Here is a 22,399-nt window from a genome sequence, read left to right as displayed (position 1 = left end):
AGCGGCCTTTTAGCGCGGGTTATCCACCAGCGGCGTCTTGCGGAAACGGGCGGCGTCACCGACTCGCGCCGTGAGAGGAACCTCTTGCCCGTCACGCCAGACGATGACCGGCACAGACTTATTGACCTCGGTCATGCTGACGATGTTCACCAGGTGATCGCCGTCATCGACCGGGACGCCGTTGAATTTCAGAATCACGTCGTCAACGCGTAACTTCGCGGCCTCGGCTGGGCCTCCTTCGGTCAGCCCTTCGATCCTCGCTCCGTACGGCCTTGGCAGACCGAGTCGGGTCGCCATCTCGGCGTCGAAGTTCTTGTCGTAGGTGACTCCCAGGAACGCACGCACCACAACTCCCTTTTCGACCAGGTGCCGCGCGACGACCATTACCATGTTGATGGGAATGCTGAACCCGATTCCCTCGAAGCCGCCCGAGTTGCTGACGATTGCCGTGTTCATTCCCACGACTTCGCCACGCATGTTGATTAGCGGGCCGCCGCTGTTGCCGGGGTTGATCGCGGCATCGGTTTGCAGAAAGTCCTGCAGCCGGACCCCCTGTTCGCCCAGCTTCAGATCGCGCCGCCCTTTGGCGCTAATAATCCCTGAGGTGACCGATCGGCTGAGGCCGAAAGGGCTGCCCATGGCCAGCACGGCGTCGCCGATTTCCACCTGATCGCTGTCGCCGATGCGCGCCGGAACAAGATCATCGGCCGTCACGAGCATCAGCGCGATGTCCGTATCCGGATCGGACCAGATCTGCTGGGGGTGTAGCTCATGATTGTCGTACAGGCGAATCTTGATGTCGGCCTTGTTGTGGTTCTTGATCACGTGCCGGTTGGTCAGCACGTACGCCTTGCCTGCCACTTCGATGATGACGCCCGAACCCGCCTCTTCGACCAGGCCCTTGCGCGAGCGGCCCAGTGTTTCGACCCGTTCGGCATCGATATGTACGACCGAGGGGCTGACCAGCTTGATCACGGTCTTGAGAATATTGGCCTGCCGCTGGAATTGATCAACTTCGCGGGCCAGCGACTCGAATTGCTGGTCCCGCGACGTCATTGACGCCGAGCGAACTTCGCCCTGTTGCGCCTGGCCCGCGGTGGGAAAGTGCAAGAGCAAGCCCAGCGCGGTGCCGGCAGCGAGCGTCAAGCCCGCGAGATTATAGGACGAGCGGTGACGTGGCATACGCATCGATTCCCTGCGAGACCGCCGCCGCTGCGCGTGACTGTGCGCGGAACAGAAGTTCCTGGCACGAAATTCGGACGACCCGCGTGCGGCGGCACGGGCACCCATAAAACTCAAACGCACCTGCGAGCGAAGCACCCCGATCGAAACCGGTGGAACTCTCAGAGGTGCATTTGCGCTACGGCCTATTGTGGCGCACCAGGGGTGCGCCCTTCAAGGGCGGTCTGATATGTTACGAAACGTCCAGCTCGATATCGTTGATCGAGAGCTCGGCGTCACCTGAGGACGAATCCATCACGCGACCCCAGTCGCCGGCGGCGCCGCCGGCATTGCCGGTGCGTTCCGCTTCGCGCTGGCATTCGATGCACAATGTGGCATAGGGCAGAGCGCTCAGTCGCGCCACGGGAATTCTCCCACTGCACGCTTCGCACAAGCCGTATTCACCGGTGCGGATTCTTTCCAGAGCGACCTCAATGCGCGCCAATTCGCGGCTTTCCACCTCGGCCAATTGCGAGTTGATCTCGTCTTGGGCCGAGTCGAGCGCGAAGTCGACGACATCGCCAGCGCTTTGCTCGCGCAATTGCTTGAGCAAGCTCAAGTCACCTGCGAGTGCCTTGCGCAGTGCGTCGCGGCGCATCACCAAAAGCTGACGCATCTTCTGCATTCCGTCTTTGCGTGCCATGCCTCACCTTACCCGTCCGATGGTCGGCTGCGTCGAAGGTAGACCCCCCCTTCGAACTGAAGCCTTGCTCGAACCGCTGAAGTTGCCTTGACTCCCTGTCCAGAACCCTCGACCGCCTTTCACCAGCCCTCCGAGCCGGTAAAAACGGCAACCAAAATATAGTACGCACGACACCCCGGAGGGGTCGCTGAAATCGCGAACGATTGTACGCTCGCCGTCAAGCCTCTTAACTCTGTGGCGCTGCAGTCCTTGCGGGGGCCGAGTTTGGACCCGAATTGACCAAACCGGTTCGCCAGCAAACTACTTTGCCGGTCCCGAAGGACTTGGTAAAAACCGCCCACTGTTCCGCCGGCCGAGGCTGCTTGGAAGCTGCCTTGCCGACGCTATCCGATAATCGGCATAACCGGAAAAGATATGCAGCCGAAGTTGGCCGGCGGGGACATTTCCGGTTGCGAAATCCTTGTTTTTACCGCCACATTGTGCCGGACTTTTCAGGAAAAATAGTGAACCTTTGCCGGCGCCCCCTCCGTCTCCCGCGTGGAGGCGCCGGGGCAATGCGTTCGCAGCCCCGATTCGTGGGCATTAAACCTACGAAATTGGCCGCTTGCCGTGGTTCGACCGACCTCTATTGTTCTTATAGGTCCCCAGGCGGTTCATTTGCGGGTGCGATCGGCGTTGGCCATTGAGCACCGTGGCGATCGTTGCCAGCAATGCGTCGCCCGGCGGCCGATCACTTCGAATTGGCCGCGGCCGCAAAATGGACTTCACGCGGATCGCGGCGATGGGTCATGATGCCCTGCATCGGACGCACACGCCACACGGGAGGGCCCAGGTATGAATGTCCCCGTTGTCGTCGGCAGTTGGCAAGGCCGTCAATATATTGCCGGTCACTGGCGCGACTCGAGCGCCGAGGTCTTCGAGAACTCGAACCCGGCGAATACTTCGACGGTGCTAGGTGTTTATCCGCGCGGCACCAACGCCGATGTGGACGAGGCGGTCCAAGCTGCGCGCACGGCGTTTGCCAGTTGGCGCCGTGTGAGCCGTATTCGCCGCGGCGAATTGTTTTTGAATCTCGCGAACCTGATACGCCGTGATACCGAGGAGCTGGCGGCGGTACTTGCGCGCGAAAACGGCAAGGTTCTGAACGAAGCGCGGGCTGAAGTCATCGAAGGCCTGCACATGGTCGAATACGTTTTCGGCACCGCACGCCAGCCCACGGGGCAGGTGATCGATTCCGAGATCGAGGCCAAGGACCTTTACGTTCGCCGCAAGCCGCGCGGCGTCGTCGCAGTGATCACGCCGTGGAACTTTCCCTTCGCGGTGCCGCTCTGGATGTTGGGACCGAGCTTGTTGGAGGGGAATACCACGGTCTTCAAGCCCTCGGAAGAAACGCCCGAGATCGGTCAACGGCTGGTGCAACTCTTCGAAGAGGCGGGCTTTCCCGCCGGCACGATCAACCTCGTTCATGGCGTCGGGGAAGAGGCCGGCGACGCCTTGGCCCGGCACTCAGATGTCGATGTCGTCGCCTTCACGGGCAGTTACCAGGTCGGCGCGCATATCCGCCGGCTGGCAGCGGAAGCGGCGCACAAGTCGTGCGCGCTGGAAATGGGCTCGAAAAGCGCGGTCATTGTGTGCGCGGACGCCGATTTGCCGCTGGCCGTTAACGCCGCCTTGCTGAGCGCGTTCAAGACCACCGGGCAACGCTGCGTCTCGGCGGGGCGTGTCCTCGTGCATCGCAGCCTGGTCGATCGCTTCGCCGAGATGTTCGTGGCGCAGGCCAAGTGTCTGAAGTTCGGCGATCCGTTCGACGCGACCGTCTTTGCCGGTCCCATGATCAATCAGACCGGCGTCGACAAAGTGCTTGAATACAACGACCTCGCCCGACGTGAGGGGGCGAGGATTCTACTCGACGGCGGCCGCGTTACCGGCGAGCCGTATGGCCGTGGCCTATTTCTATCGCCGTTTGTCTATGTCCAGGAATATCGGCCCAGTGTGCGCACAATTCGCGAAGAAGTATTCGGGCCGCACGTGGCGATCGTTCCCTTCGACACCGACGAGCAGGCGATTGAAATCTACAACGACACGCCATACGGATTGTCGATGGCCGTGATTACCGAAGACTATCGGCGCTGGCGGTTGTTTCGCGACGAGTGCGACTATGGCATGGGGTATGTCAATCTGCCATGCATCGGCGCCGAGGTGCATTTGCCGTTCGGCGGCGTGAAGCGCAGCGGCAACGGTCAGCCGTCGGCCGCCGCACTGGTCGATGCCGTGACGCACAAGATCGCTTTCACGGTGAATTACGATCGCAAAATCACGATGGCCCAGGGAATGAGCGCCGACGTTTCCGACGGGAAAAAAACGAAATAACACAGAGATCGCGAAGCATGCTGATTCGCCACCGGCGAAAAAGTATGGAGCTCAACGGGAGGACTGATCATGCGTTCCACGATCACGACAACGCCCGATGTCAGCCGACCGGTCTTGTTGACCTCACTCCCTGGCCCAAGAGCGGCAGCCTGGATCGCACGTGATGACCAGGTTCTGTCCCCGTCTTACACGCGCGGCTATCCGCTGGTCGCGGCGCGCGGCGCCGGCTGCACGATCGAGGATGTCGACGGCAACCTGTTTCTCGATTTCACCGCCGGCATTGCCGTGACCGCTACGGGGCATTGCCATCCCGAAGTCACTGCCGCGATCGCCGATCAGGCCGGCAAGTTGATCCACATGTCGGGGACGGATTTCTACTACACTCCCGAAATCGAACTCGCCGAGCGGCTGGCCCGCCTCGCTCCCGGCACGCAACCCAAGCGAGTCTTCTTTACCAATAGCGGTGCCGAATCGGTCGAGGCGGCCCTGAAGCTAGTGCGCTATCACTCCCGGCGGCAGCGCGTGATTTCCTGCAACGGTGCGTTTCACGGCCGCACGTTCGGCGCAATGTCGATTGGCGGGTCGAAAGCGATTCATCAGCGCGGCTTCGGACCGCTCTTGCCCGGCGTACACCGCATTCCGTTCAACTGCGATCAGTCCGTTCTCGATGAGCAATTCCGCACTGTTTGTCCGCCGGACGAAGTCGCCGCGATCTTCGTCGAGCCAATTCAGGGCGAAGGTGGGTATCGTTTGCCTGACCCGGACTTCCTTCCCATGCTCAGGCGCGTGTGCGACGAACATGGCATGTTGCTCGTGGCCGACGAAGTGCAATCCGGCATGGGGCGGACCGGCAAGATGTTCGCCATCGAGCACTTTGGCGTGACAGCCGACGTGTTGTGCCTGGCCAAGGGGTTGGCGAGCGGCTTGCCGCTGGGGGCGATCGTGGCAAATGCCGACCTGATGGACTGGCCCTCGGGCAGTCACGCATCGACGTTTGGTGGCAATCCGGTTTGTTGCCGCGCCGCGCTCGCAACGATCGATCTGCTCGAACGCGAATATTTGGCCAACGCGACCGAACGCGGCGCGCAATTGCTGACCGGCCTAAACCGGCTTGTTGAGCAACTGCCGATGTTGGCCCATCCGCGCGGGCGAGGATTGATGGTCGCCGTGGATATTCTGCGTGATGAAAATCCGGACCCACCGCGGAGAGATGCAGTCGTCGATGCGGCTTTCCAACGAGGATTGCTGCTGTTGGGTTGCGGCAAGGCGGCCGTACGGTTTTGCCCCGGCCTGTGCGTCACGGCCGAGCAGGTAGCCAGCGCGCTAGAGATCTTCGCCGACGCCTGCCACGACGCCACATCGAACTGATATCATCGAGGCGCCGCACTTTTCGGCTGGGTGCCATGCTTTTTCCGCGGCACGCGGAATAAGCACGCGACATCGCCCCGGGCGCACAACGGGAACATGCAGTCGCGTCCGGCGATACTACAGCAAGCTTTCCAGCAGCAACCGCATCTTTCGCATCTCGGCCATGTGATCCACGCCCGATTCCGGTTGCTCGAGAATGTTGACGCACAGGGCACGGTTGTAGCGGAACTTACCAAGCTGCGTCACCAGCCGGCCGTATTCCACTTCACCCTGACCGACGCGAACTTGCAGCTTGTCCTTGGTCGTGTCGCGAAGCTGCAGGTGGATGACGTATTTGAAGATCTGGTCGTAGTTACCACTCTTGTGCGGTCCGCAGACAAAATGGCTGGGATCGAGCGTGATGCCTAACCCTTTGACGTTGTCGCACATTACGATCGCAGTGGCGGGGTCTTGGCTCATGCGGCCAGTTTCGGTTTTCAGGCCGATCTGTACGCCATCGAGCGAACCAATTCGCACCAGTTCGCGCAGCCGCTCGATTTCGGCATTGAACGGAGTTCCGATTTCGCCCGACCGCACGGTGAGCGTGACAACCTTGGTCGCCTTGGCCAGTTTGCAGCAAGCCGAGAACTGTTCGTAGTACAGATCACCTTCGGCGTCGATATCGACGTAATACGCCACGGGGGTCAGCCGATGCGTTTCGCGACAGACCGAAACTGCCGAATCGAGGTCGGCATGAACCTGCGAGGGCTTTAACTGCTGGCTGCGCTCGAGCAACGTGATCTCGACGCGGTTGTATTCGAGGTCGACTAGCCGCTGGAGCGCCGCGTCCAAGGGCAAGTCGGCAAAACACTCCGTTGACGCAGCGACAAACACCAGGCCACTCCTTTGAATAGAGATACCGAGCCCGCGCGACAATTGCCGCCTCAAGGCTCCGCATGGCAGCCATTGCTCGCCATGCTGGTCAGCGCCCGGGCTGGCGGCCTTCCATTAATGTCGCCGCTGACAGCCCAAAGTTCCGGGTGCGAACGTTCGAGTAGCTTACTGTTCAGGGGTGTCCGCTGGCAACACCCCTGACGACTGGCGCCACCTTGTGACGAGGATTGCTATAATAGTTCGCTCGTGAAATGAATTCGGTCCGACTTCACAGCGGGACGACCGCTAGCAGTCGGCGACAAGGAGGAACGATGAACCTCGACGATCCCTCGCCACGTCCAACCCCTTACGGACCACCGCCGCCGCAGGTCACCGAACGAATCATCGTCGCCGCCGCGCCGCAGCGCAGCCGGCTGTCGATGATCGTCAGTCTGCTGTTTTTCGTCTTCCTGGTGCTGCCAGGCATTCTTGTCGCTTTGATGCTGGTGGGAGCGGTTGCTTCGGTCACCGGCGGCGTCGACAAGACCGTCGACGAGCATTATCACTCGCTTTCCAAGACCGCCAAGGACAAGATCGCGATCATCACGGTCGACGGCGCCATCATTGACGGCGAAGGTTTCATCAAGAAGCAGATCGATCACGTCCGCGACGACAAAGAGGTCCGCGCCGTCGTGCTGCGCGTTAATTCGCCGGGCGGGACCGTGACGGCCAGCGATTACCTGTACCATCACCTGCGCAAAATGCTCGCCGAGCGCAAGATTCCCATGGTCGTCAGCATGGGAGGCATCGCAGCCAGCGGCGGGTATTACATCGCGATGGCCGTCGGCGACGGCGAAAAAGTGATCTTTGCCGAGCCCACGACCTGGACCGGCTCGATCGGCGTGATCATTCCGCATTACAACGTTGCCGGCCTGATGAAGACCTGGGACGTCGAAGAGGACTCGATCAAAAGCGGTCCATTGAAACAAATGGGCACGCCGACTCGTCCCATGACTGACGAAGAGCGCGCCATCTTCCAGCACCTGGTCGACGACAGCTTTCAGCGGTTTCAAGACATCGTCAAAGCGGGGCGACCCGCTTTGGCCAAGGACCCGGACGCCCTGGCCAAGGTGACCACCGGCCAGGTATTCACCACCGGCGAGGCCATCAGCAAGGGGCTGGTCGATGAAGAAGGGTATATCGAAGAAGCGATCGATCGAGCCGCTAAGCTCTCAGGCCTGTCGCGCGATAACCTGCGCGCCGTGAAGTATAAAACGCGAGGCGGGTTGATGGGATTGCCGTTTGCAACCGAGTCGCGCTCGTCGCTCGATCTGGCCGCCCTGGTCGATCTGGCATCGCCCCGCGCGTATTTCCTATGCACCTGGCAATTACCGTTCGCGACGCAAGCCAAGTAATTCAGCGAAACAGTCCTGGCAAGGCAACGGTCTCTGGCGTGTGTGCCATGCTTATCCGCCACAGGCGGATAAGCATGTTCAACATCACGGCGCACTAGCATCCTTGCTATCGCGCTCACGCGCAGGTCGATCAGGCGAAACGTGGTCCGCCTTGCCGCCGCGGCGATTCATAGGGCCGCGGCCGTCCGAGCGATCGTGCGGTCCGTCCCCTTGCTTGGCGTGATGCTCGCGCCACAGGTGAACCAACTCGCGCTGCATCTGCTCCGGAGGCAACGCCCGCAGGTAGCTGCGCTCGCTCTCCGAAAGGTCGTTCGTGAACAGCTGATGCAACTCTTCGGTGCTGGGGCGATGAAAACCGCCGCGGCCGCCGGCGCCCCAGCCTGGCGCGCGGGTTTGAAAGATCCAACCGCGGACCAAGCGGCGCTGCTCTTCTTCGGTCTTGGCCTCGTCGAGTGCCTTTTGCGCCGGTTCCGAGAGCACGTTACGTAAATCGGCCAACTGTTCCGGCGTTACGCTCGGTGGCCGGCTATTGCGCTGCGCGTCGGCCCATTGCTTGTGAAAATCATGCTTGACGATCCAGGCGTCGAGCGCTTTCGAGTCGGCTGGGCTGAGCCGATTTCGCTTGCCTGCCGCTTGCGCTCCGCGCAACTCGTCGATCCGCTTGATTCGATCTTCGACCGGCAATGCCGCGAGCATGATTCTTTGGCTGGCCGGAAGCTCGTTCAGCCATTCGTGATAATTCTGCATGACCTTCAGTAACTCGTCCCGTTGCGGATCGGCGTCGATCTCGTCATGCAGTTCGCGCAGCCGGTCGCGTTCGGCCGGCTCGAGACGCTGAAAGCGTTCGAAGTTTTGCGAAACCTGTTCGCGGTCCTGCTGGTCCATCTGCTCCAACCGCGTCCGCCGTTCAACAAGCACGTCCCCCGCGCCGGCCTGCGCCGCGGCCAAAATGACGACCATGACCGTTAAGGCGCGCACTCCGCGACGGCAGACGTTTTTTGCGATGGCGATTTCGTGGTTACCGGTCACGCTTCACCTCCGTGGCTTGGAAATCTCTCGATTGCAGGGTGCGCAGGAACTCGATGTCTTCGATTTCGCGGTACTGATCCAGGTTCTCGACGATCGGCAAGTCGGAAAGCAATTGTTCGTCCGCGCGCCGCGCGATCGTGTTTACGGTGAAGAAGCCAGCGATCGCGGCGACTGCGAGCAATATCGCTGCCACCATCCCGAATCGCTTTTTGCGCTGCGGAATCTGCTCCTGCACGGCCACCAGATCCTCTTCGGCCCGCAGCGCGATCATTTCGACCGTCGACCGCGTGAACGATTCGTCGACCTCGGTGCGTGGCAGCTCGTCGAGCAATTGCCAGCTTCGCTCCAATTGCCAAACTTCTTGGCGCACGCGTGGGTCGGCCGCTAGCGCCTCTTCGACGCGTCGGGCCTGGTTAGCGTCCAGCTCGCCGTCCAGGTAGCTGACCAATTGATCCGTCAGCTCGGGAGGTAGATTTTCGGGGCTTGGTTGGCTCATAGTCTCAATCCGCGGCAGGGCGGTCCCCGCGCTCGAGATAAGGTTCCAGAACTTCCTTCAAATTCAGCCTGGCCCTCGACAGTAGCGACTTGATCGCTTCCTGCGACATGTCCATAGTCTCCGCGATGTCGGCATAGCTCATGTTCTCGAATTTGCTGAGCAAGAGCGCCATGCGCTGCCGTTCGTTGAGAGCCTCGATCGCCAGGTGGACCACCTCGCGCATCTCGGCCTTGTCCAATTGTCGGGCCGGCATCAGACCGCTGGCCGCTTGCGCTAGCTGGTCCAAGCGGTTGCCCCCCGAGCTGCTGCCGTCGTTGACCGACAGGCTGACCTCACGGCGTCGCGAGCGCGAGCGCCGCGCATTGGCCGCGACGTTGTTCGCGATCGTGAATAGCCATGTCGAAAATTTGGCCCCTGGCACATACCGCTTGCGCGAGCGGTAGACGCGCAGGAAAACTTCCTGGGCCAGGTCTTCGGCCTGGTCGCGGCCGCCGACCAGGTGATCGAGCACCGTCACCAGGCGATTCTGGTAGCGCAGCATGAGCTCCTCGAACGCGGCGGCACTGTCGTTGCGCACCTCGAGCATCAGCCGCACGTCAGGGTCGCGCAGCTCGTATCCCGCTGGCGAATCGTCGCTAGTCGCCAAAGGGCGCCCTCATGCGTAATCGGGGATGTTCGCCCCCGGCCACCGCCCCGATGGCCCGTCCAGGCGAACAAAAACGTGCGCAGACCAGATTGCCACGCTCACTTCAGCATACGCTCGTTTGCCGTTCTTCACAGCACGCGGACCCTTGGCGTTCGGTCCGTGGCGACGGCAAGAGATTTAACCCCGTCCAGCGGCGCAGGTTTTGAACGGCCAATCCCCCCCGGCCAGAAATCGCAGCCCCTACAAACTGCCAAAGGATCGGCTTTACTCGGCTACTCGCCGGCAGAAACCGGCACCGCCCCGGCCTGCGAGCGGCGCAACTGCCCACACGCGGCGTCGATGCGATCCCCTTTGCGCGTCCGCACCTGAACGTTGATCCCGGCGTGCGTGAGGATCCGCAAGAACTGCTCTTGCGCGCGCTCGGTGGGCGTTTTGTAGGGAAGGCCCGCTACCGGGTTGTACGGAATCACGTTCAAGAGCGCCATCCGTCCCGCCAGCAGATCGGCCAATCGTCGGGCGTGTTCCGGACGATCATTCAATTCGCCCAGCAGTACATATTCGAACGTCAGGCGACGATGATTCGCGTCGAAGAAACGATCCGCCGCGGCCAGCACACTGTCGAGCGGAATGTTGCGACTGACCGGCACTAGTTGTCGTCGCAACTCGTCGTCCGGTGCGTGCAGGCTCACCGCGAGGTGATATTGGCAGTCCTCGGCCGTGAGCCGATCCATCGCGGGGGGCAGGCCCACGGTCGATACCGTGATCTTGCGGGCACCGATTCCCAAGCCCGACGGACTGGTGGCATCGCGTAGCGCCGGCAAAAGCGCAGGCAGGTTTGCCAGCGGTTCGCCCATTCCCATGACGACAACGTTGCTTAGCCTTTCCTCGGCCGGCAAGAGTCGCGCCAGGTGCAACATCTGCTCGACAATTTCGCCGCGCGTCAAATTGCGCACCACGCCATCCAGTCCGCTAGCGCAGAACACGCAACCCATCGCACAACCGACTTGCGTGCTGATGCAAATGGTGCGTCGCGCTTGCTCGCGAATCAGCACGCATTCGATGCGCTGATCATCGGCCAAGGCCAGCAGCAACTTTTCCGTGCCGTCAGCCGCCTGACGATGCAATGCGATTTTGGTCGTCAGCAGCGTGAATTCCGTGGACAGCGCGGCGCGTAATGCCTGCGGCAAGTCACTCATCTCGTCAAAGTTCGCGGCACGGCGCTGGAAAATCCAGCCGTGAATCTGCGCAGCGCGATAGCCGGGCTGCCCCTGGCTGGTCAGCCAATCACGCAACTCGTCTTGGGAAAGGTCAAGGATCGAACGCACGGGACATCCAACATTCGGTAAACAGTGGCGAATGACAGATTATAGCCGCCCGCTGGCCGGCAGTCTGGGCTCGAACTGTTTGACAGCCCAGTCAATGCGGGGAGACAATGCCGGGCAAATCCTTTAGCAGCACGGAGCACCAGCAAATGTCCGACGTCCAGCACTATCAGCCCGCGGCCGTTACTCCTCCACCGCCGCCGGGCATGAGCACCGGCGTCAAAATCCTGCTGGGATGTGGTATCGGTTGCGGCGTGATGTTGCTGTTGTGTTGTGGCGGCATCGTGGGGATGAGCTGGTTCAGCTACTCGCTGCTGAATCGATCGATTTCCCGGGACCCGGCCGAAATACAAGCGATCTCCGCGCAAGTAGCCGAGATCGACATTCCGCCCGGCCTGACACCGTTGGCGAGCTTCGACGTGAAGATTCCGATCGTCGATCAGACGTTCTTGAAGGCCGCCGTGTACTCGGACGAACCGCAGGAGCAGATCCTGGCCATCGGCGAATTCGCGGAAAGCTTCACGGCTGTCGATGAGAAGACTCTACGCGAACAGATTGATCGTGCGCTCACGAATAACGAGCATCGCGAGTCTAAAGAAGATTTCATCGTCGACGAGACTCACACCCGCGAACTGACGATTCGCGAGCATCCCGCCCAGTTTCGCATCGAAGAGGGGCATACCAAAAAGACGGAACGCAAGTTAATTCGCGCTATGGGAGAGTTCCAGGGACATCAAGGCGTGGGGTTGCTGTTCCTGCAACTCGACGGCGAGGAGTATCACCTGGACCAGGTCGAGAAGATCCTCGATTCAATCCATTAGGATTTGCTGGCCACTCGACGTGTCAGGCAGTCGCTTTGCAAATCCGCACCCAGCCTTTAGGATCGCCCGTCTCATTGGTTTGCCGCCGCGGCGTGTATTAAATTTCGAGCGGGGCGGACCACCAAAGGACGGTGACCCATGTGGCTTCGGAATCAGCGCATTCAGCGGCTCATCGGCGGAGGGCTGATCGAACGCGTGTCGGTCCGCGCGGTTTCCAAGTTGGAATTGATGGGGCTCGCGAGCCACAAAGATCGTGAAGTCGTACGCCTGATTAGCCGGGTGCGGCGAGAACGTCGCTGGCTGCTCACGTCGAACGAGGCTTTCACCGTCTATTCGCTGGCCCGCGCCCAAAGCAAGCAAGATGCCGCTTTGGCCGAGGTGGGGACGTACCAAGGGGGCTCGGCCAAGATGATTTGCGAGGCCAAAGGGGAACGCCCGCTGCACGTCTTCGACACCTTCGAGGGACTACCGAAGGCTGCCGCGCAAGACGGCAACGTCCACCGCGAGAATCAATACAGTTGCAGCCTGGAAAGCGTCCGTAGCTACCTGGCCGGTTACCCCAACGTGTCGTTCTACAAGGGACAATTCCCGACGACGTCAGGCCCGGTCGAGAACTTGCGATTCTCCTTCGCCCACTTTGACGTCGATTTGTACGAAGGAACGCTGGCCTGCCTGGAATTCTTTTACCCACGCATGGTCCCCGGCGGCGTCATGCTTTCGCACGATTATTCGATTTTGTCCGGAGTGCGGGCCGCTTTTGCGGAGTTCCTGCACGACAAGCCAGAGCCTTTGATCGAGCTGCCCACGACGCAATGTATGGTCGTAAAAATGGCGTAAGGCCGCGCTGTGCGCGTTTTCGGCCAGTCAATCTCGGCCGGCGAATCCGCCGAAACTGCGACCGCTACGACGCCGGAATAACCTTCGGGCCGTGCCCCGTTTGCAGGCGGGCCTGCGCTTCTTCCATCTGGCGGTAATAGTCACGGCGTTCGAGCAACCGGGCCGCCTCGTGATCCAGCACCGCAATCACGTCGCGATGCAACTGCAGGGCCGACGCCGTGACCTGGGCCGTGACTGGTCCCTCGATCGTTTCGCGAATGGCGCGCGCCTTGGCTCCGCCGCAAGCCAAGAGCAGGCATTGCCGCGATTCCAGGATCGTGCCTACCCCCATCGTGATCGCCAGCCGCGGCACCGCCTCTTCGCCGCCGAAAAAGCGCGCGTTGTCGCGGACCGTCTCTTCGGTCAGGGTTTTCAATCGCGTTCGGCTGCCGAGCGACGAACCGGGCTCGTTGAAGGCGATATGCCCATCGCTGCCAATCCCCAGAACTTGCAGGTCGATGCCCCCTTCATCCCGGATCATCTTTTCGTATTGATCGCAGTAGGCGTCGAAATCCAGTGCCCGGCCGTCGGGGACGTGGGTATTGCGCGAGTCGATATTGATGTGGTCGAACAGGTTGTGCTGCATGAAGAAGCGATAGCTTTGCGGATGGGTTGGCCCCAACCCGACGTATTCGTCGAGGTTGAAGGTCACGACGCGCGAGAAATCGAGCCCTTCTTCACGATGCATGCGGATCAACTCGGCATACATCCCCAGCGGCGTCCCGCCGGTGGCCAAACCCAAGACACACGTCGGCTTGCGGCGGACCAGGGCCGCGACGAAGCGGGCGCCCACGCGGCTGACCCCGGCGGCATCCTGGTTGACGATCACTCTCATGCTGTCAGCACCCTGTTGTCGGACGGAAGTAAAATCAAAGGAAAAATCGCCGCCTCCGCCGTCTCAGCCGGCATTTTTAGCCCAAAAGCCCTCTGGGGCCAACGCCCCCCACCACGGCGCTCGCAGAAGCTCGTCTAGGAGCATTTGGGGGGCGTACGTATAATCCCCGCCCGGCGGCGTCTGCTCTTTGCGGGTCGCCGGCCTAACGATTGATCCCCGTTTCGTGTCCGCAGGTTTCGTCCCTACTACTTTACTTCGCCGTTGGTGCGATTTCGCCATGCGCAAAATTGCCATCCTGAATCAAAAAGGGGGCGTCGGAAAGACCACCACGGCGGTCAATCTGAGTGCTGCGCTGGCGGCGGCCGGGCGGAAGGTGACGACGCTCGACCTCGACCCTCAGGCCCACGCCACATTGCACCTGGGCGTTGAGCCGGGGCGCGACGATCGCTCGATTTACGATGTTCTCACGGACGTGACCCCCTTGGCCGACGTCCGCAAACCGATCGAGGAGAATCTATGGCTAGTCGGATCCCACATCGACCTGGCGGCCGTGGAACTGGAACTGGCCGGGGTTGTCGGGCGTGACGTGATTTTGCGAGACAAACTCGCCGAGGGGGATCTCGCGGACGATTTTCTGATCGTCGATTGCCCGCCGTCGTTGGGCATTCTGACCATCAATGCCCTCGCGGCCGTCGACGAGGTTTTTATCCCGCTCCAGCCCCACTTTCTGGCCCTGCACGGTTTGAGCAAGCTTTTGGAAACGATCGACCTGGTCGCCCGGCGGCTCAATCCGCGGTTGCGACTGGGCGGGGTAGTCCTGTGCATGTTCGAATCGGCCACGCGTCTGGCCACCGAGGTCAGCCGCGACGTGAACGCGTTTCTCGATCAATCGCGCGATCGCCGCACACCCTGGTCCACGGCCCGGGTATTTCAGACCCGAATTCGCCGTAACATCCGCCTGGCCGAAGCTCCCAGCTTTGGGCAATCGATCTTCCGTTACGCCCCCGATTCGAACGGGGCGGAAGACTATCAGCTGCTAGCCGATGAAGTGGCCGGCATGACGGCCGCGGCAAGCACGATTACGGCGCGCTCGGCCTGAGACCTCCGCTGCGAGCAGTTAGCGAGCAGTTAGCGAGCAGTTTTAGACGGTCACGCTCACCAGCGCCTGAAAGCCGGGATCCGAGCGGATCGGGTCAAAATCGGGCTCGCGGCCGACCATTTCTTTGAAGACCGGGTTCGTGTTGATCGCCCGGGAAAGATGGTCCAGCGCTTGCTGCTTCACTCCCTTCAGGGAGTAGTAGCAAGCCAGGTTGTACTCGATCAATGGCTCGGCCGGTTGAACCTCGTGGGCTCGCTCCAGGCTATCGATGGCGTCGTCCAGGCGGCCAATTCGCTTGTAGCACCAGCCCAGGGCCATCCAGGCGTCGATCTTGCTGGGGGCGAGGTCGACCGCGGCAACCAGCAGGGGGACCGCGTCCTGGTAATTCTCGAGGTTCCGCAGGGCGTCCCCTTTGAGAAACAGGTACTGCCCTTTGGACGTGCCCGGCTGGTCGATGCGGTCCAACAACGACAGCGCCTGGCGGGGCATCCCGAGCTCAAGATAGCCCTCCGCCTCGCGGAGTACGCGCTGTAATCGAATGCGGTTGCTTGCCGACACGTTTGCACCACAAATCGAGGGGGCAGGTGCCGACGCAGCAAGAGTTGCGCGATCGGCACTTTCTCTATTCTACGTGACAGTTGCAAAATGCTGAACGGGGCCGCCTTTTGTTCGGGAAATCGGGAACGCGTCCTCATCAATTACCGCCGAAAAGTGAGGCCGCACAACGCGTTCTAAGAACTATGTCGACTATTTAGCGATCGTCCGCCAGAATCACCGCGATCCTGAACCCAGCAACAAGCGAAAGCTGCAGGGGCTGTGCGGATTGAATCGCGCCACCAGCCAGGTGATCGGCGCCGCGAAATGTCACGGCCACGTGGCAAAAGGGCCACATGCCCTGTCTTTGTTCGACTTGACGCATTCGCGTAACCGTTGTCTCTGTAATTGCTTGTGGCCACCTCATCGCTTTTTCTGCTGCCTCGGCGCGGTGCTTGCTTTGGGGGGGTGGCGGCTGAAATATTCACCTGCCCATTCCGCTCGCCGACAAGCCCTCTCCGAAAGCCGGAAACTCGTGCTGCGTCCGATCCTTTGGCTACTGGTCGTTCTGGGAGCGTTGGCGTTTGCATCGCCGACGTTATTCTCGCCGTCCAGCCAGCCCGTGATTACCGGCTTTTCTTGGCGGCGGACCCTTGGCGGTTGGGAGCGAATCCCGCAATGGCGTGCTCCGGACATACAGGAGCTGCCCCACGTTCATCCGGTGGCCATCGCCACGCTGCAATTGGCGCTTTCCCTGCTTGCACTTTCAGGCACGCCGGAATCTGCAACCGAAAGTCATTAATCGGCGGGTATTTGCGCATCCCGCGGGCTGCATGCCCCCTCTGATTGCCGTGTCGCGCCGGGCGTGAAATCCGCGAATTTCGCGTTCTCCGCGAGAATGTTGCACGGACTTCTGTCCCCAAAGGCACTAACCAGGGGAGAAGGCAATCTCGCCGCGCCGTTAGGCATCGGCGAAGCGGGAAGCCCCGATCTCTAGCCAACGGAACACGATCATGCGGCTCACACTGCGATACCTGCTGGCGTACCTCGATGATCAACTCGAGCCGGCCGACACCAAAGAGATGAGTGAGCGCATCGAGGCCAGCTCCTTCGCTACGGAGCTCATGCATCGCGTACACGACGTTAGTCGCCGGCTGAAGCTCGGCGCGCCGAAGCTTTTCGCCCGTGGCCTGGCAGGGGACGCCAACACTGTGGCCGAGTATCTCGACCACACGATGCCGGCGGAGCAAGTCACGGAATTCGAAAAAATCTGCCTGACCTCGGACGTACACCTGGCCGAGGTCGCTTCGGCGCACCAGATTCTGGCGCTGGTGCTCGGCGAACGGGCCGAGGTCGACCCCAAACTACGCCGGCGAATGTACGCCATCCCCGAACAGGAGTTGGCGCTCGCCCAGCAGGCCGAACGGGAGGCCGAAGAGCACAAAGAGGAACTCGACGAGCACGAGGAGGGCGCCGACGAGGACATGCATGATGAGCAGCTGCAGACCAGCGGACCACGTCAGCGCCGCCGTCCCGAGATTCCGGAATGGCTGCGCGAAAAGCCGAAAGAGCGCCGGTCATGGCTCCCTTTGACCCTGGCGACACTATTGCTGATCGTTGGTGGAGCGGGCGCGTTCTATTTCCTCGGCATGCCAGGCCTGGGAGGCGGCGGAGTAAAATTAGCCGTGGTCGATGCTGATGCCAGCTCGTCCCCCTCTCAGCGGCCGCCTGCCGTCGAAAAATCACCAGATCCGCTTGCGGCTGAGCCGCCCTCGGCGGCCGAAGTCGCACAGCCGGTCGATGAACCCCCGCTAGAAACACCCCCCACGCAACCGGAAGTCGAAATCGCCACCGAAGCGGCTGCTGAAAGCGCCACCGAGGCTCCGCAGTCTCCTGCCGAGCAGCCGGCCGAGGATTCGGCTTTCGCGGCCCCGGCGCGTGGCGATGCTATGCCTGCCGGCCGAGCGCGGCCAACGTTGCGTGCCGACGAAGGCGCCTTTGACACCGATGTGCCGGCGAACGACGGGCCGCGTACGGCGATGAATGATCAGGCGCTCGTGCCAGAAGCGGAACGAGCGGCAACTCCTACCGCCGAAGGTGCGGTGCCTGTTGGACGGCTGGTCAACGACAGCGAAGTCCTGCTACATGGCAGCGGCGCTGGGACTTGGCAGCGGCTGAGCACGCGGGATGCGCTGGTCTCGGATGACGAATTGATCGCGCTGCCGACATTTCGCCCAGGTGTGGCGCTGAGTACCGGCGGCGGGGCCATAGCGCATCTGCTCGGGGGCTCGGTAGTACGGCTTACCGCGCCTGATGCCAACGACGTGCCGGGATTGCACGTCATTGAAGGGCAGGTCGTCGTGGCGACCGCCGGCAAACCAGGCACTCAGTTGAACATCCAGGTCGACGACCAAGTCTACCTGGTCACCTTCCTGGGACCTGACGCGCGGATCGCGGTCGACGTGCGGCGTTGGTTGCCGGACGGGGCCGATCCGCTCGATGAGCCGGCACGAACCACGGCCGATTTATACGTCCCTAATGGCGAAGTCGAATACACCACGGCCGGTTCACAGGCGGTAACGCTGCGGGCTCCCGCGGTGCGGACCTGGCTTGCCAAGGAGGGACCCGCCGGTGGCGATTCCTCGAACGAAGTCGTGTTTCCTCCCTGGATCAACGGCAATCCTCTGAGCCAGTTCGAGAAACGGGCGGCGGACGACGTGAGCAAGGAGCTGATTGCCGATGATCCAAGCGGCGAGCCCTTGCTGCAGCATTTGCGCGAGCTATCGCAGAATCGCCGCGTCGAAGTGCGCAATCTGGCCGTGCAGTGCCTGACGCTGTTGGGCGATTTCGAGGGGCTTTTGCCGCTGTTGAATGACGAAAAGCAGCGCACGAACTGGCCCGGCCAAATCGAGGCCGCGCGCCGCGCCATGGTCCGCAGCCCGGAAATCGCCAAGCAACTGCAAGAAACCCTCGAAAGCCAACGCGACGCGAAGAAGGCCAAGGATCTTTACGAGATGCTGCGCGGCTTCTCGAAGCGTCAATTGCAGGACGGTGCCGCGGCCCGGCTGGTTTCGGACCTGGACCATGAGGATCTCGATTATCGAATCCTGGCCTTTTGGAACTTGCAGCGCGTGGCGGTCGGGACATTAACCTACAAGCCTGAATACAACGCGGCCAAACGGCAGTCGGGGGTGCGGGCCTGGAAGCAGCGGCTGGCCGATGGCCAGATCGTTCCCAAATAGCCAGATGGTCCCCCGACGGAAAGTCGGAGACCCTGCGAGTCGGTCCAATGACATTTTGATCGAACGATCTGACAGTTATCCCCTTACGTTAAGACGCAGATTGGGTAAACTGACCCCAGGTGTTATCGCCCTCCCCGCGAAATCACGCATCCTGCTGTTGGTGACCCGTCGGGGGGGAAGCTAAGATAGGCCCTTTTATGCGCATGAGCACACCCGAAAGCGCAAGGTTCCACACAACTTAGGAGCGGCGCGGTGCAGATCAGCATCTCAGCCCGGCATGGACATTTAAGCGATTCGACGCAAGCCAAGATCGCGACCAAACTGGAGAAGCTTCCGAAGTATTTCGAGCGCCTGACAGCCGTCGAACTGACGGTGAACCTGGAGCATCGGGACGCGCCGTCGGTCGACTTGCGTGTTTCGGCCGAGCACAAGCACGATTTCGTTGCCACAGAGCAGGCTGGCGAACTGATGGCGGCGGTCGATTGCGCCGTGCATAAGGTGGAACAGCAGTTGAAGAAATACAAAGAGAAAGTACAGGATCATCACCGCAGTCCCGGACTACGGCAGCAAGGAACGGCCAGCGAGCCTGGTCCGGAAACCGAGTAGAGGTGTCGGTCGTCGCATCGCAACGCACGCGTGTGAGCCGGCAGTTAGAAGGGAGTGGGTGAATGAAGTTCGCAGACTTCGTGAGCCGTGAGGCCGTTCGCGCGGATCTCACGGCCGACGATAAAGAATCCGTGATTCGCGAAATGGCGCAAGCCTTGCTCGATGCCGGCAAGATCGCGCCCGGCGAGTACGAAGGCATCATCAAAGCGATTCTCAAGCGCGAAGAATTGGGTAGCACTGGTATCGGCCGCGGCGTCGCGGTGCCCCATACCAAGCATGCCAGCGTCGACCGGCTAACCGGCACCGTCGGCGTCAGTGCCGAGGGGGTCGATTTTGACAGCCTGGACGGCGAGAAGGTGAACCTGTTCTTCCTGCTCATCTCGCCACCCGATCGCCCGGGAGATCACTTGCGTGCCCTGGAAAATGTCTCGCGCCAGTTGCGCGACGAGACGTTCTGCAAGTTCTTGAAGCAAGCGAAGAATGCCGAGGAGATCCTGCAACTCCTGGACGAGGCCGATAATAACCAGTTTGTTTCCTAGTCCCGTTAGGGACTGGCCGTGTGGACGAAATCTCAATCGTCCACGACGGCCGAGCCCGACGGTCGGTCCTGTGAATTGCCGCGCATGAGCGAACAGACATTGCAACGAACCGTGATCGTCACGAATCCGCAGGGCTTGCACGCCCGCCCGGCGGATATGTTCGTGAAAGTAGCCAGCAAGTTCGAGTCGAAGGTCGAAGTCGTTAAGGATAGCGAACGCGTCGACGGTAAAAGCATTTTGGCCATCCTCACCCTGGCCGCCGCTGAGGGGACCGCCCTGCAGCTCGAGGCCACCGGGCGAGACGCCGCGCAAGCGCTCGACGCGCTCGCGGAACTGATCAGACAGAATTTCTCGGAAGACGAAACAGCGTGTTAGAGATTACGTGAGGTTTAGCGACGCGCTTGCCGGCATGCACACCTCCGGTTGGCCCGCCACGCAAACCTCGGCCCTCTCCGTGCGGCAATCAATCTCGCTGGGCCACCTGCCCGAAACCACGTGGGTGGCCGCGAACGTCCTCATACCGGGACGAATTGCCTGTCGCACGGCGACAAATGCGGCGAAGTGTCCGCTCGAGAAAGTGATTGCACGCCAGCGCCTGGGCTAAAGAGCCCGCTACGCGGCCCATCACCTCGCTCGACCGTGACGCACGCCGGGGACGTCGTTGCCCGAGCCGCGCTTTTGAGCGCCGGCGCAACGCCACACACAAGGAATCACATGCAGCGGTTGCAGGGGATCGCCGTTTCGCCCGGTGTGGCGATCGGCGAGGCACTCGTCATGGGAAACGAGGGATTTCGCATCCCTCGCCGCTTCGTCGCGCGTGACGCGGTCGAAGAGGAACTGCTGCGTCTGGAAGCGGCCTTCGCCGAGTCCGTAGTCCAGGTCGAGCACAATCGCGACGCCGTCTCAATCGAGTTGGGCCGTGAATATGGCTCGATCTTCGAGGCTCATCTACAAATGTTGCGCGACGCACGGCTGCGCGCCGAGCTCGAACAACTGATTCGTGAACGCCATTATTCCCCCGAATATGCCGTCAGCCGCGCGCTGCGCCGCTACGTCAAAGTGTTCCAGTCGCTCGACAATAGTTACATGGCCGAGCGCGCCACGGATATTCTCGACATCGAGAAACGACTGCTGCGCAACTTGCTGGGCCGCCGGCGCGAGGAGATTTCTTCGCTCACTTCGCCGGTGCTGATCCTCGCGCATAATCTGACCCCCAGCGAGGTCGCCAATCTCGACCGCCAATTCGTCCGCGGCTTTGCTACGGAAGAAGGGGGATCGGGCAGCCACACCGCCATCGTCGCGCAAGGGTTGGAAATCCCCGCTGTCGTTGGCATCGGTCCGTTCCTGACCGATATCTCCGGTGGCGATCTGGTGATTGTGGACGGCGATCGTGGGCAGGTGATCCTGCAGCCAGACGAAGAAACGCTGGCCCGCTATCGGCGCGACGAAGTGCAGCATCGCTCGCACGAGTTGACATTGGCGGCGCTGCGCGATCTGCCCGCGATCACTGCCGACGGCGAGCAGATCGACCTGTTCGGCAACATCGAATTTCCCCACGAGGTACGGCACTGCTTGAGTCGCGGCGCCGGTGGCGTGGGGCTTTATCGGACGGAGTTCCTCTACCTGGGCACCGAAACGCCGCCCGACGAAGAGGGGCACTTTCAGGCCTATTCCAGCGTCGTCCGCGCCATGGGTGATCGACCGGTCATCATCCGCACATTCGACCTGGGCGCGGATAAGGTGCAGTCGCAAGTTGCGATCGAGGAGGAAAAAAATCCGTTCCTGGGCTTGCGCAGCACGCGGTTGGCCCTGCGGAACTTGCCGCTTTTTCGTACGCAGCTGCGCGCGATCCTGCGCGCCAGCACGCTGGGCGATGTGCGTGTCATGTTTCCGCTAATTGCGACACTGCTCGAGCTGCGCCAGGCCAAGATGGTGCTGGCCGATGTGATGGAGGACCTCGACGAGCGCGGCCAGCCGTTTAATCGTAATTTGCCCGTTGGCATGATGGTCGAGGTCCCCTCGGCCGTGCTAATGATCGATCACTTCGTGGAAGAAGTCGATTTCCTCAGCATAGGCACGAACGACCTGATTCAGTACACGCTGGCCGTCGACCGCAGCAACAAGGACGTAGCCGACCTGTACAGCGCCAGCGACCCGGCCGTATTGAAACTGGTGAAAATGGCCATCGATTCCGCGCAGCGCCACGATAAGTCGATCAGCCTGTGCGGCCAGATGAGCGCGAATTCCACGTACACGATGTTGTTGTTGGGACTGGGATTGCGGCAACTGAGCGTCGCGGCATCCGCCATCCCCGAGATCAAGCGTGTCTGCCGCAGCGTCACGATCGAGCAATGCCGCGAGGTGGCCGATCGGGCGCTGGACTTGGAGAACGCCCGCGACGTGACGAGTTATTTGAGACAAGAGTTGAAGAGAGTACTACCCGATCTGCCGGATTGATCGTGCGGCCCGGCGGCCGCCAGGATGA

General features: G+C 61.3%; 22 protein-coding genes. 12 read left to right on the top strand and 10 right to left on the bottom strand.

Annotated elements, in window-relative coordinates; all coding sequences use genetic code 11:
- Positions 1–9: 9 nt before the first annotated feature.
- Positions 10–1,182, bottom strand: coding sequence for a trypsin-like peptidase domain-containing protein (locus VGN12_09800; protein HEY4309731.1), 1,173 nt, complete (start codon positions 1,180–1,182; stop codon positions 10–12).
- Positions 1,183–1,414: 232 nt separating this feature from the next.
- On the bottom strand, positions 1,415–1,864 hold the full coding sequence (locus VGN12_09795; GenBank protein ID HEY4309730.1) for a TraR/DksA family transcriptional regulator: 450 nt from the start codon (positions 1,862–1,864) through the stop codon (positions 1,415–1,417).
- A gap of 834 nt (positions 1,865–2,698) precedes the next feature.
- Here VGN12_09795 and VGN12_09790 point away from each other — a divergent pair.
- Positions 2,699–4,234, top strand: coding sequence for an aldehyde dehydrogenase family protein (locus VGN12_09790; GenBank protein ID HEY4309729.1), 1,536 nt, complete (start codon positions 2,699–2,701; stop codon positions 4,232–4,234).
- Positions 4,235–4,303: 69 nt separating this feature from the next.
- Positions 4,304–5,602, top strand: coding sequence for an acetyl ornithine aminotransferase family protein (locus VGN12_09785; protein HEY4309728.1), 1,299 nt, complete (start codon positions 4,304–4,306; stop codon positions 5,600–5,602).
- A 117-nt stretch (positions 5,603–5,719) separates the two neighbouring features.
- On the opposite strand, the gene VGN12_09780 is transcribed toward VGN12_09785, so the two are convergent.
- Positions 5,720–6,475, bottom strand: a complete 756-nt coding sequence (locus VGN12_09780; GenBank protein HEY4309727.1) for a TIM barrel protein — start codon at positions 6,473–6,475, stop codon at positions 5,720–5,722.
- A gap of 311 nt (positions 6,476–6,786) precedes the next feature.
- On the opposite strand from VGN12_09780, the gene sppA reads away from it, so the two are divergent.
- Positions 6,787–7,869, top strand: coding sequence for a signal peptide peptidase SppA (gene sppA, locus VGN12_09775; GenBank protein ID HEY4309726.1), 1,083 nt, complete (start codon positions 6,787–6,789; stop codon positions 7,867–7,869).
- Between the two features lie 84 nt (positions 7,870–7,953).
- On the opposite strand, the gene VGN12_09770 is transcribed toward sppA, so the two are convergent.
- The 4 genes from VGN12_09770 to rlmN all read right to left on the bottom strand — a co-directional run bounded on the left by VGN12_09770 (position 7,954) and on the right by rlmN (position 11,365).
- Complete coding sequence (locus VGN12_09770) at positions 7,954–8,898, bottom strand: hypothetical protein (GenBank protein HEY4309725.1); 945 nt, start codon at positions 8,896–8,898, stop codon at positions 7,954–7,956.
- A complete protein-coding gene (locus tag VGN12_09765) occupies positions 8,888–9,394 on the bottom strand; it encodes a hypothetical protein (GenBank protein ID HEY4309724.1) in 507 nt (168 codons plus the stop codon). The genes VGN12_09770 and VGN12_09765 overlap by 11 nt, the downstream gene beginning before the upstream one ends.
- Positions 9,395–9,398: 4 nt before the next feature.
- Positions 9,399–10,040 carry a sigma-70 family RNA polymerase sigma factor gene (locus tag VGN12_09760; protein ID HEY4309723.1) on the bottom strand — a complete coding sequence of 214 codons (642 nt, stop codon included), beginning with the start codon at positions 10,038–10,040 and terminating at the stop codon, positions 9,399–9,401.
- A gap of 272 nt (positions 10,041–10,312) precedes the next feature.
- Positions 10,313–11,365 carry a 23S rRNA (adenine(2503)-C(2))-methyltransferase RlmN gene (gene rlmN / locus VGN12_09755; protein HEY4309722.1) on the bottom strand — a complete coding sequence of 351 codons (1,053 nt, stop codon included), beginning with the start codon at positions 11,363–11,365 and terminating at the stop codon, positions 10,313–10,315.
- A 146-nt stretch (positions 11,366–11,511) separates the two neighbouring features.
- Here rlmN and VGN12_09750 point away from each other — a divergent pair, with 146 nt between their 5' ends.
- Together VGN12_09750 and VGN12_09745 are read left to right on the top strand one after the other, a co-directional pair.
- A complete protein-coding gene (locus VGN12_09750) occupies positions 11,512–12,183 on the top strand; it encodes a hypothetical protein (GenBank protein HEY4309721.1) in 672 nt (223 codons plus the stop codon).
- Positions 12,184–12,321: 138 nt separating this feature from the next.
- Positions 12,322–13,020: a TylF/MycF/NovP-related O-methyltransferase gene (locus VGN12_09745; protein ID HEY4309720.1), complete on the top strand. Its 699-nt coding sequence runs from the start codon at positions 12,322–12,324 to the stop codon at positions 13,018–13,020.
- A 64-nt stretch (positions 13,021–13,084) separates the two neighbouring features.
- Here the strand turns inward: VGN12_09745 and nagB are convergent, their stop codons facing one another.
- Positions 13,085–13,894, bottom strand: coding sequence for a glucosamine-6-phosphate deaminase (gene nagB / locus VGN12_09740; protein HEY4309719.1), 810 nt, complete (start codon positions 13,892–13,894; stop codon positions 13,085–13,087).
- A 277-nt stretch (positions 13,895–14,171) separates the two neighbouring features.
- On the opposite strand from nagB, the gene VGN12_09735 reads away from it, so the two are divergent.
- Complete coding sequence (locus VGN12_09735) at positions 14,172–14,993, top strand: AAA family ATPase (protein HEY4309718.1); 822 nt, start codon at positions 14,172–14,174, stop codon at positions 14,991–14,993.
- A gap of 42 nt (positions 14,994–15,035) precedes the next feature.
- Here the strand turns inward: VGN12_09735 and VGN12_09730 are convergent, their stop codons facing one another.
- Both VGN12_09730 and VGN12_09725 read right to left on the bottom strand, forming a co-directional pair.
- Positions 15,036–15,482, bottom strand: coding sequence for a tetratricopeptide repeat protein (locus VGN12_09730; protein HEY4309717.1), 447 nt, complete (start codon positions 15,480–15,482; stop codon positions 15,036–15,038).
- Positions 15,483–15,744: 262 nt separating this feature from the next.
- The gene (locus tag VGN12_09725; protein ID HEY4309716.1) at positions 15,745–15,912 is read right to left on the bottom strand and encodes a hypothetical protein; all 168 of its coding nucleotides are present in this window, start codon (positions 15,910–15,912) and stop codon (positions 15,745–15,747) included.
- Positions 15,913–16,062: 150 nt separating this feature from the next.
- On the opposite strand from VGN12_09725, the gene VGN12_09720 reads away from it, so the two are divergent.
- From VGN12_09720 to ptsP, 6 genes are all read left to right on the top strand, one after another.
- Positions 16,063–16,329: a hypothetical protein gene (locus VGN12_09720; GenBank protein HEY4309715.1), complete on the top strand. Its 267-nt coding sequence runs from the start codon at positions 16,063–16,065 to the stop codon at positions 16,327–16,329.
- Between the two features lie 211 nt (positions 16,330–16,540).
- Complete coding sequence (locus tag VGN12_09715) at positions 16,541–18,769, top strand: hypothetical protein (protein HEY4309714.1); 2,229 nt, start codon at positions 16,541–16,543, stop codon at positions 18,767–18,769.
- 252 nt (positions 18,770–19,021) lie between these two features.
- Positions 19,022–19,375 carry a ribosome-associated translation inhibitor RaiA gene (gene raiA / locus VGN12_09710; GenBank protein ID HEY4309713.1) on the top strand — a complete coding sequence of 118 codons (354 nt, stop codon included), beginning with the start codon at positions 19,022–19,024 and terminating at the stop codon, positions 19,373–19,375.
- A gap of 62 nt (positions 19,376–19,437) precedes the next feature.
- On the top strand, positions 19,438–19,914 hold the full coding sequence (locus VGN12_09705) for a PTS sugar transporter subunit IIA (protein HEY4309712.1): 477 nt from the start codon (positions 19,438–19,440) through the stop codon (positions 19,912–19,914).
- A gap of 18 nt (positions 19,915–19,932) precedes the next feature.
- Positions 19,933–20,289: an HPr family phosphocarrier protein gene (locus VGN12_09700; GenBank protein HEY4309711.1), complete on the top strand. Its 357-nt coding sequence runs from the start codon at positions 19,933–19,935 to the stop codon at positions 20,287–20,289.
- A gap of 339 nt (positions 20,290–20,628) precedes the next feature.
- Entirely contained in the window at positions 20,629–22,371 is a 1,743-nt protein-coding gene (ptsP, locus tag VGN12_09695) for a phosphoenolpyruvate--protein phosphotransferase (GenBank protein HEY4309710.1), read from the top strand.
- Positions 22,372–22,399 lie beyond the last annotated feature (28 nt).

The sequence above is a fragment of the Pirellulales bacterium genome, from assembly GCA_036499395.1.
Taxonomy (GTDB): domain Bacteria; phylum Planctomycetota; class Planctomycetia; order Pirellulales; family JACPPG01; genus JACPPG01.
The sequence above is the reverse complement of the archived record's forward strand: the minus strand, read 5'-3'. Positions and strand labels throughout refer to the sequence as shown.

What these genes read in the sequence shown, in the direction of transcription:
- VGN12_09735 (HEY4309718.1), top strand. Translation starts at nt 14,172, where the DNA reads ATGCGCAAAATTGCCATCCTGAATCAAAAAGGGGGCGTCGGAAAGACC.
- VGN12_09715 (HEY4309714.1), top strand. Translation starts at nt 16,541, where the DNA reads ATGCGGCTCACACTGCGATACCTGCTGGCGTACCTCGATGATCAACTC.
- VGN12_09705 (HEY4309712.1), top strand. Translation starts at nt 19,438, where the DNA reads ATGAAGTTCGCAGACTTCGTGAGCCGTGAGGCCGTTCGCGCGGATCTC.
- VGN12_09725 (HEY4309716.1), bottom strand. Translation starts at nt 15,912, where the DNA reads ATGCGTCAAGTCGAACAAAGACAGGGCATGTGGCCCTTTTGCCACGTG.
- VGN12_09800 (HEY4309731.1), bottom strand. Translation starts at nt 1,182, where the DNA reads ATGCCACGTCACCGCTCGTCCTATAATCTCGCGGGCTTGACGCTCGCT.
- VGN12_09790 (HEY4309729.1), top strand. Translation starts at nt 2,699, where the DNA reads ATGAATGTCCCCGTTGTCGTCGGCAGTTGGCAAGGCCGTCAATATATT.
- VGN12_09745 (HEY4309720.1), top strand. Translation starts at nt 12,322, where the DNA reads ATGTGGCTTCGGAATCAGCGCATTCAGCGGCTCATCGGCGGAGGGCTG.
- sppA (HEY4309726.1), top strand. Translation starts at nt 6,787, where the DNA reads ATGAACCTCGACGATCCCTCGCCACGTCCAACCCCTTACGGACCACCG.
- nagB (HEY4309719.1), bottom strand. Translation starts at nt 13,894, where the DNA reads ATGAGAGTGATCGTCAACCAGGATGCCGCCGGGGTCAGCCGCGTGGGC.
- VGN12_09785 (HEY4309728.1), top strand. Translation starts at nt 4,304, where the DNA reads ATGCGTTCCACGATCACGACAACGCCCGATGTCAGCCGACCGGTCTTG.
- ptsP (HEY4309710.1), top strand. Translation starts at nt 20,629, where the DNA reads ATGCAGCGGTTGCAGGGGATCGCCGTTTCGCCCGGTGTGGCGATCGGC.
- VGN12_09730 (HEY4309717.1), bottom strand. Translation starts at nt 15,482, where the DNA reads ATGCCCCGCCAGGCGCTGTCGTTGTTGGACCGCATCGACCAGCCGGGC.
- VGN12_09795 (HEY4309730.1), bottom strand. Translation starts at nt 1,864, where the DNA reads ATGGCACGCAAAGACGGAATGCAGAAGATGCGTCAGCTTTTGGTGATG.
- VGN12_09750 (HEY4309721.1), top strand. Translation starts at nt 11,512, where the DNA reads ATGTCCGACGTCCAGCACTATCAGCCCGCGGCCGTTACTCCTCCACCG.
- VGN12_09765 (HEY4309724.1), bottom strand. Translation starts at nt 9,394, where the DNA reads ATGAGCCAACCAAGCCCCGAAAATCTACCTCCCGAGCTGACGGATCAA.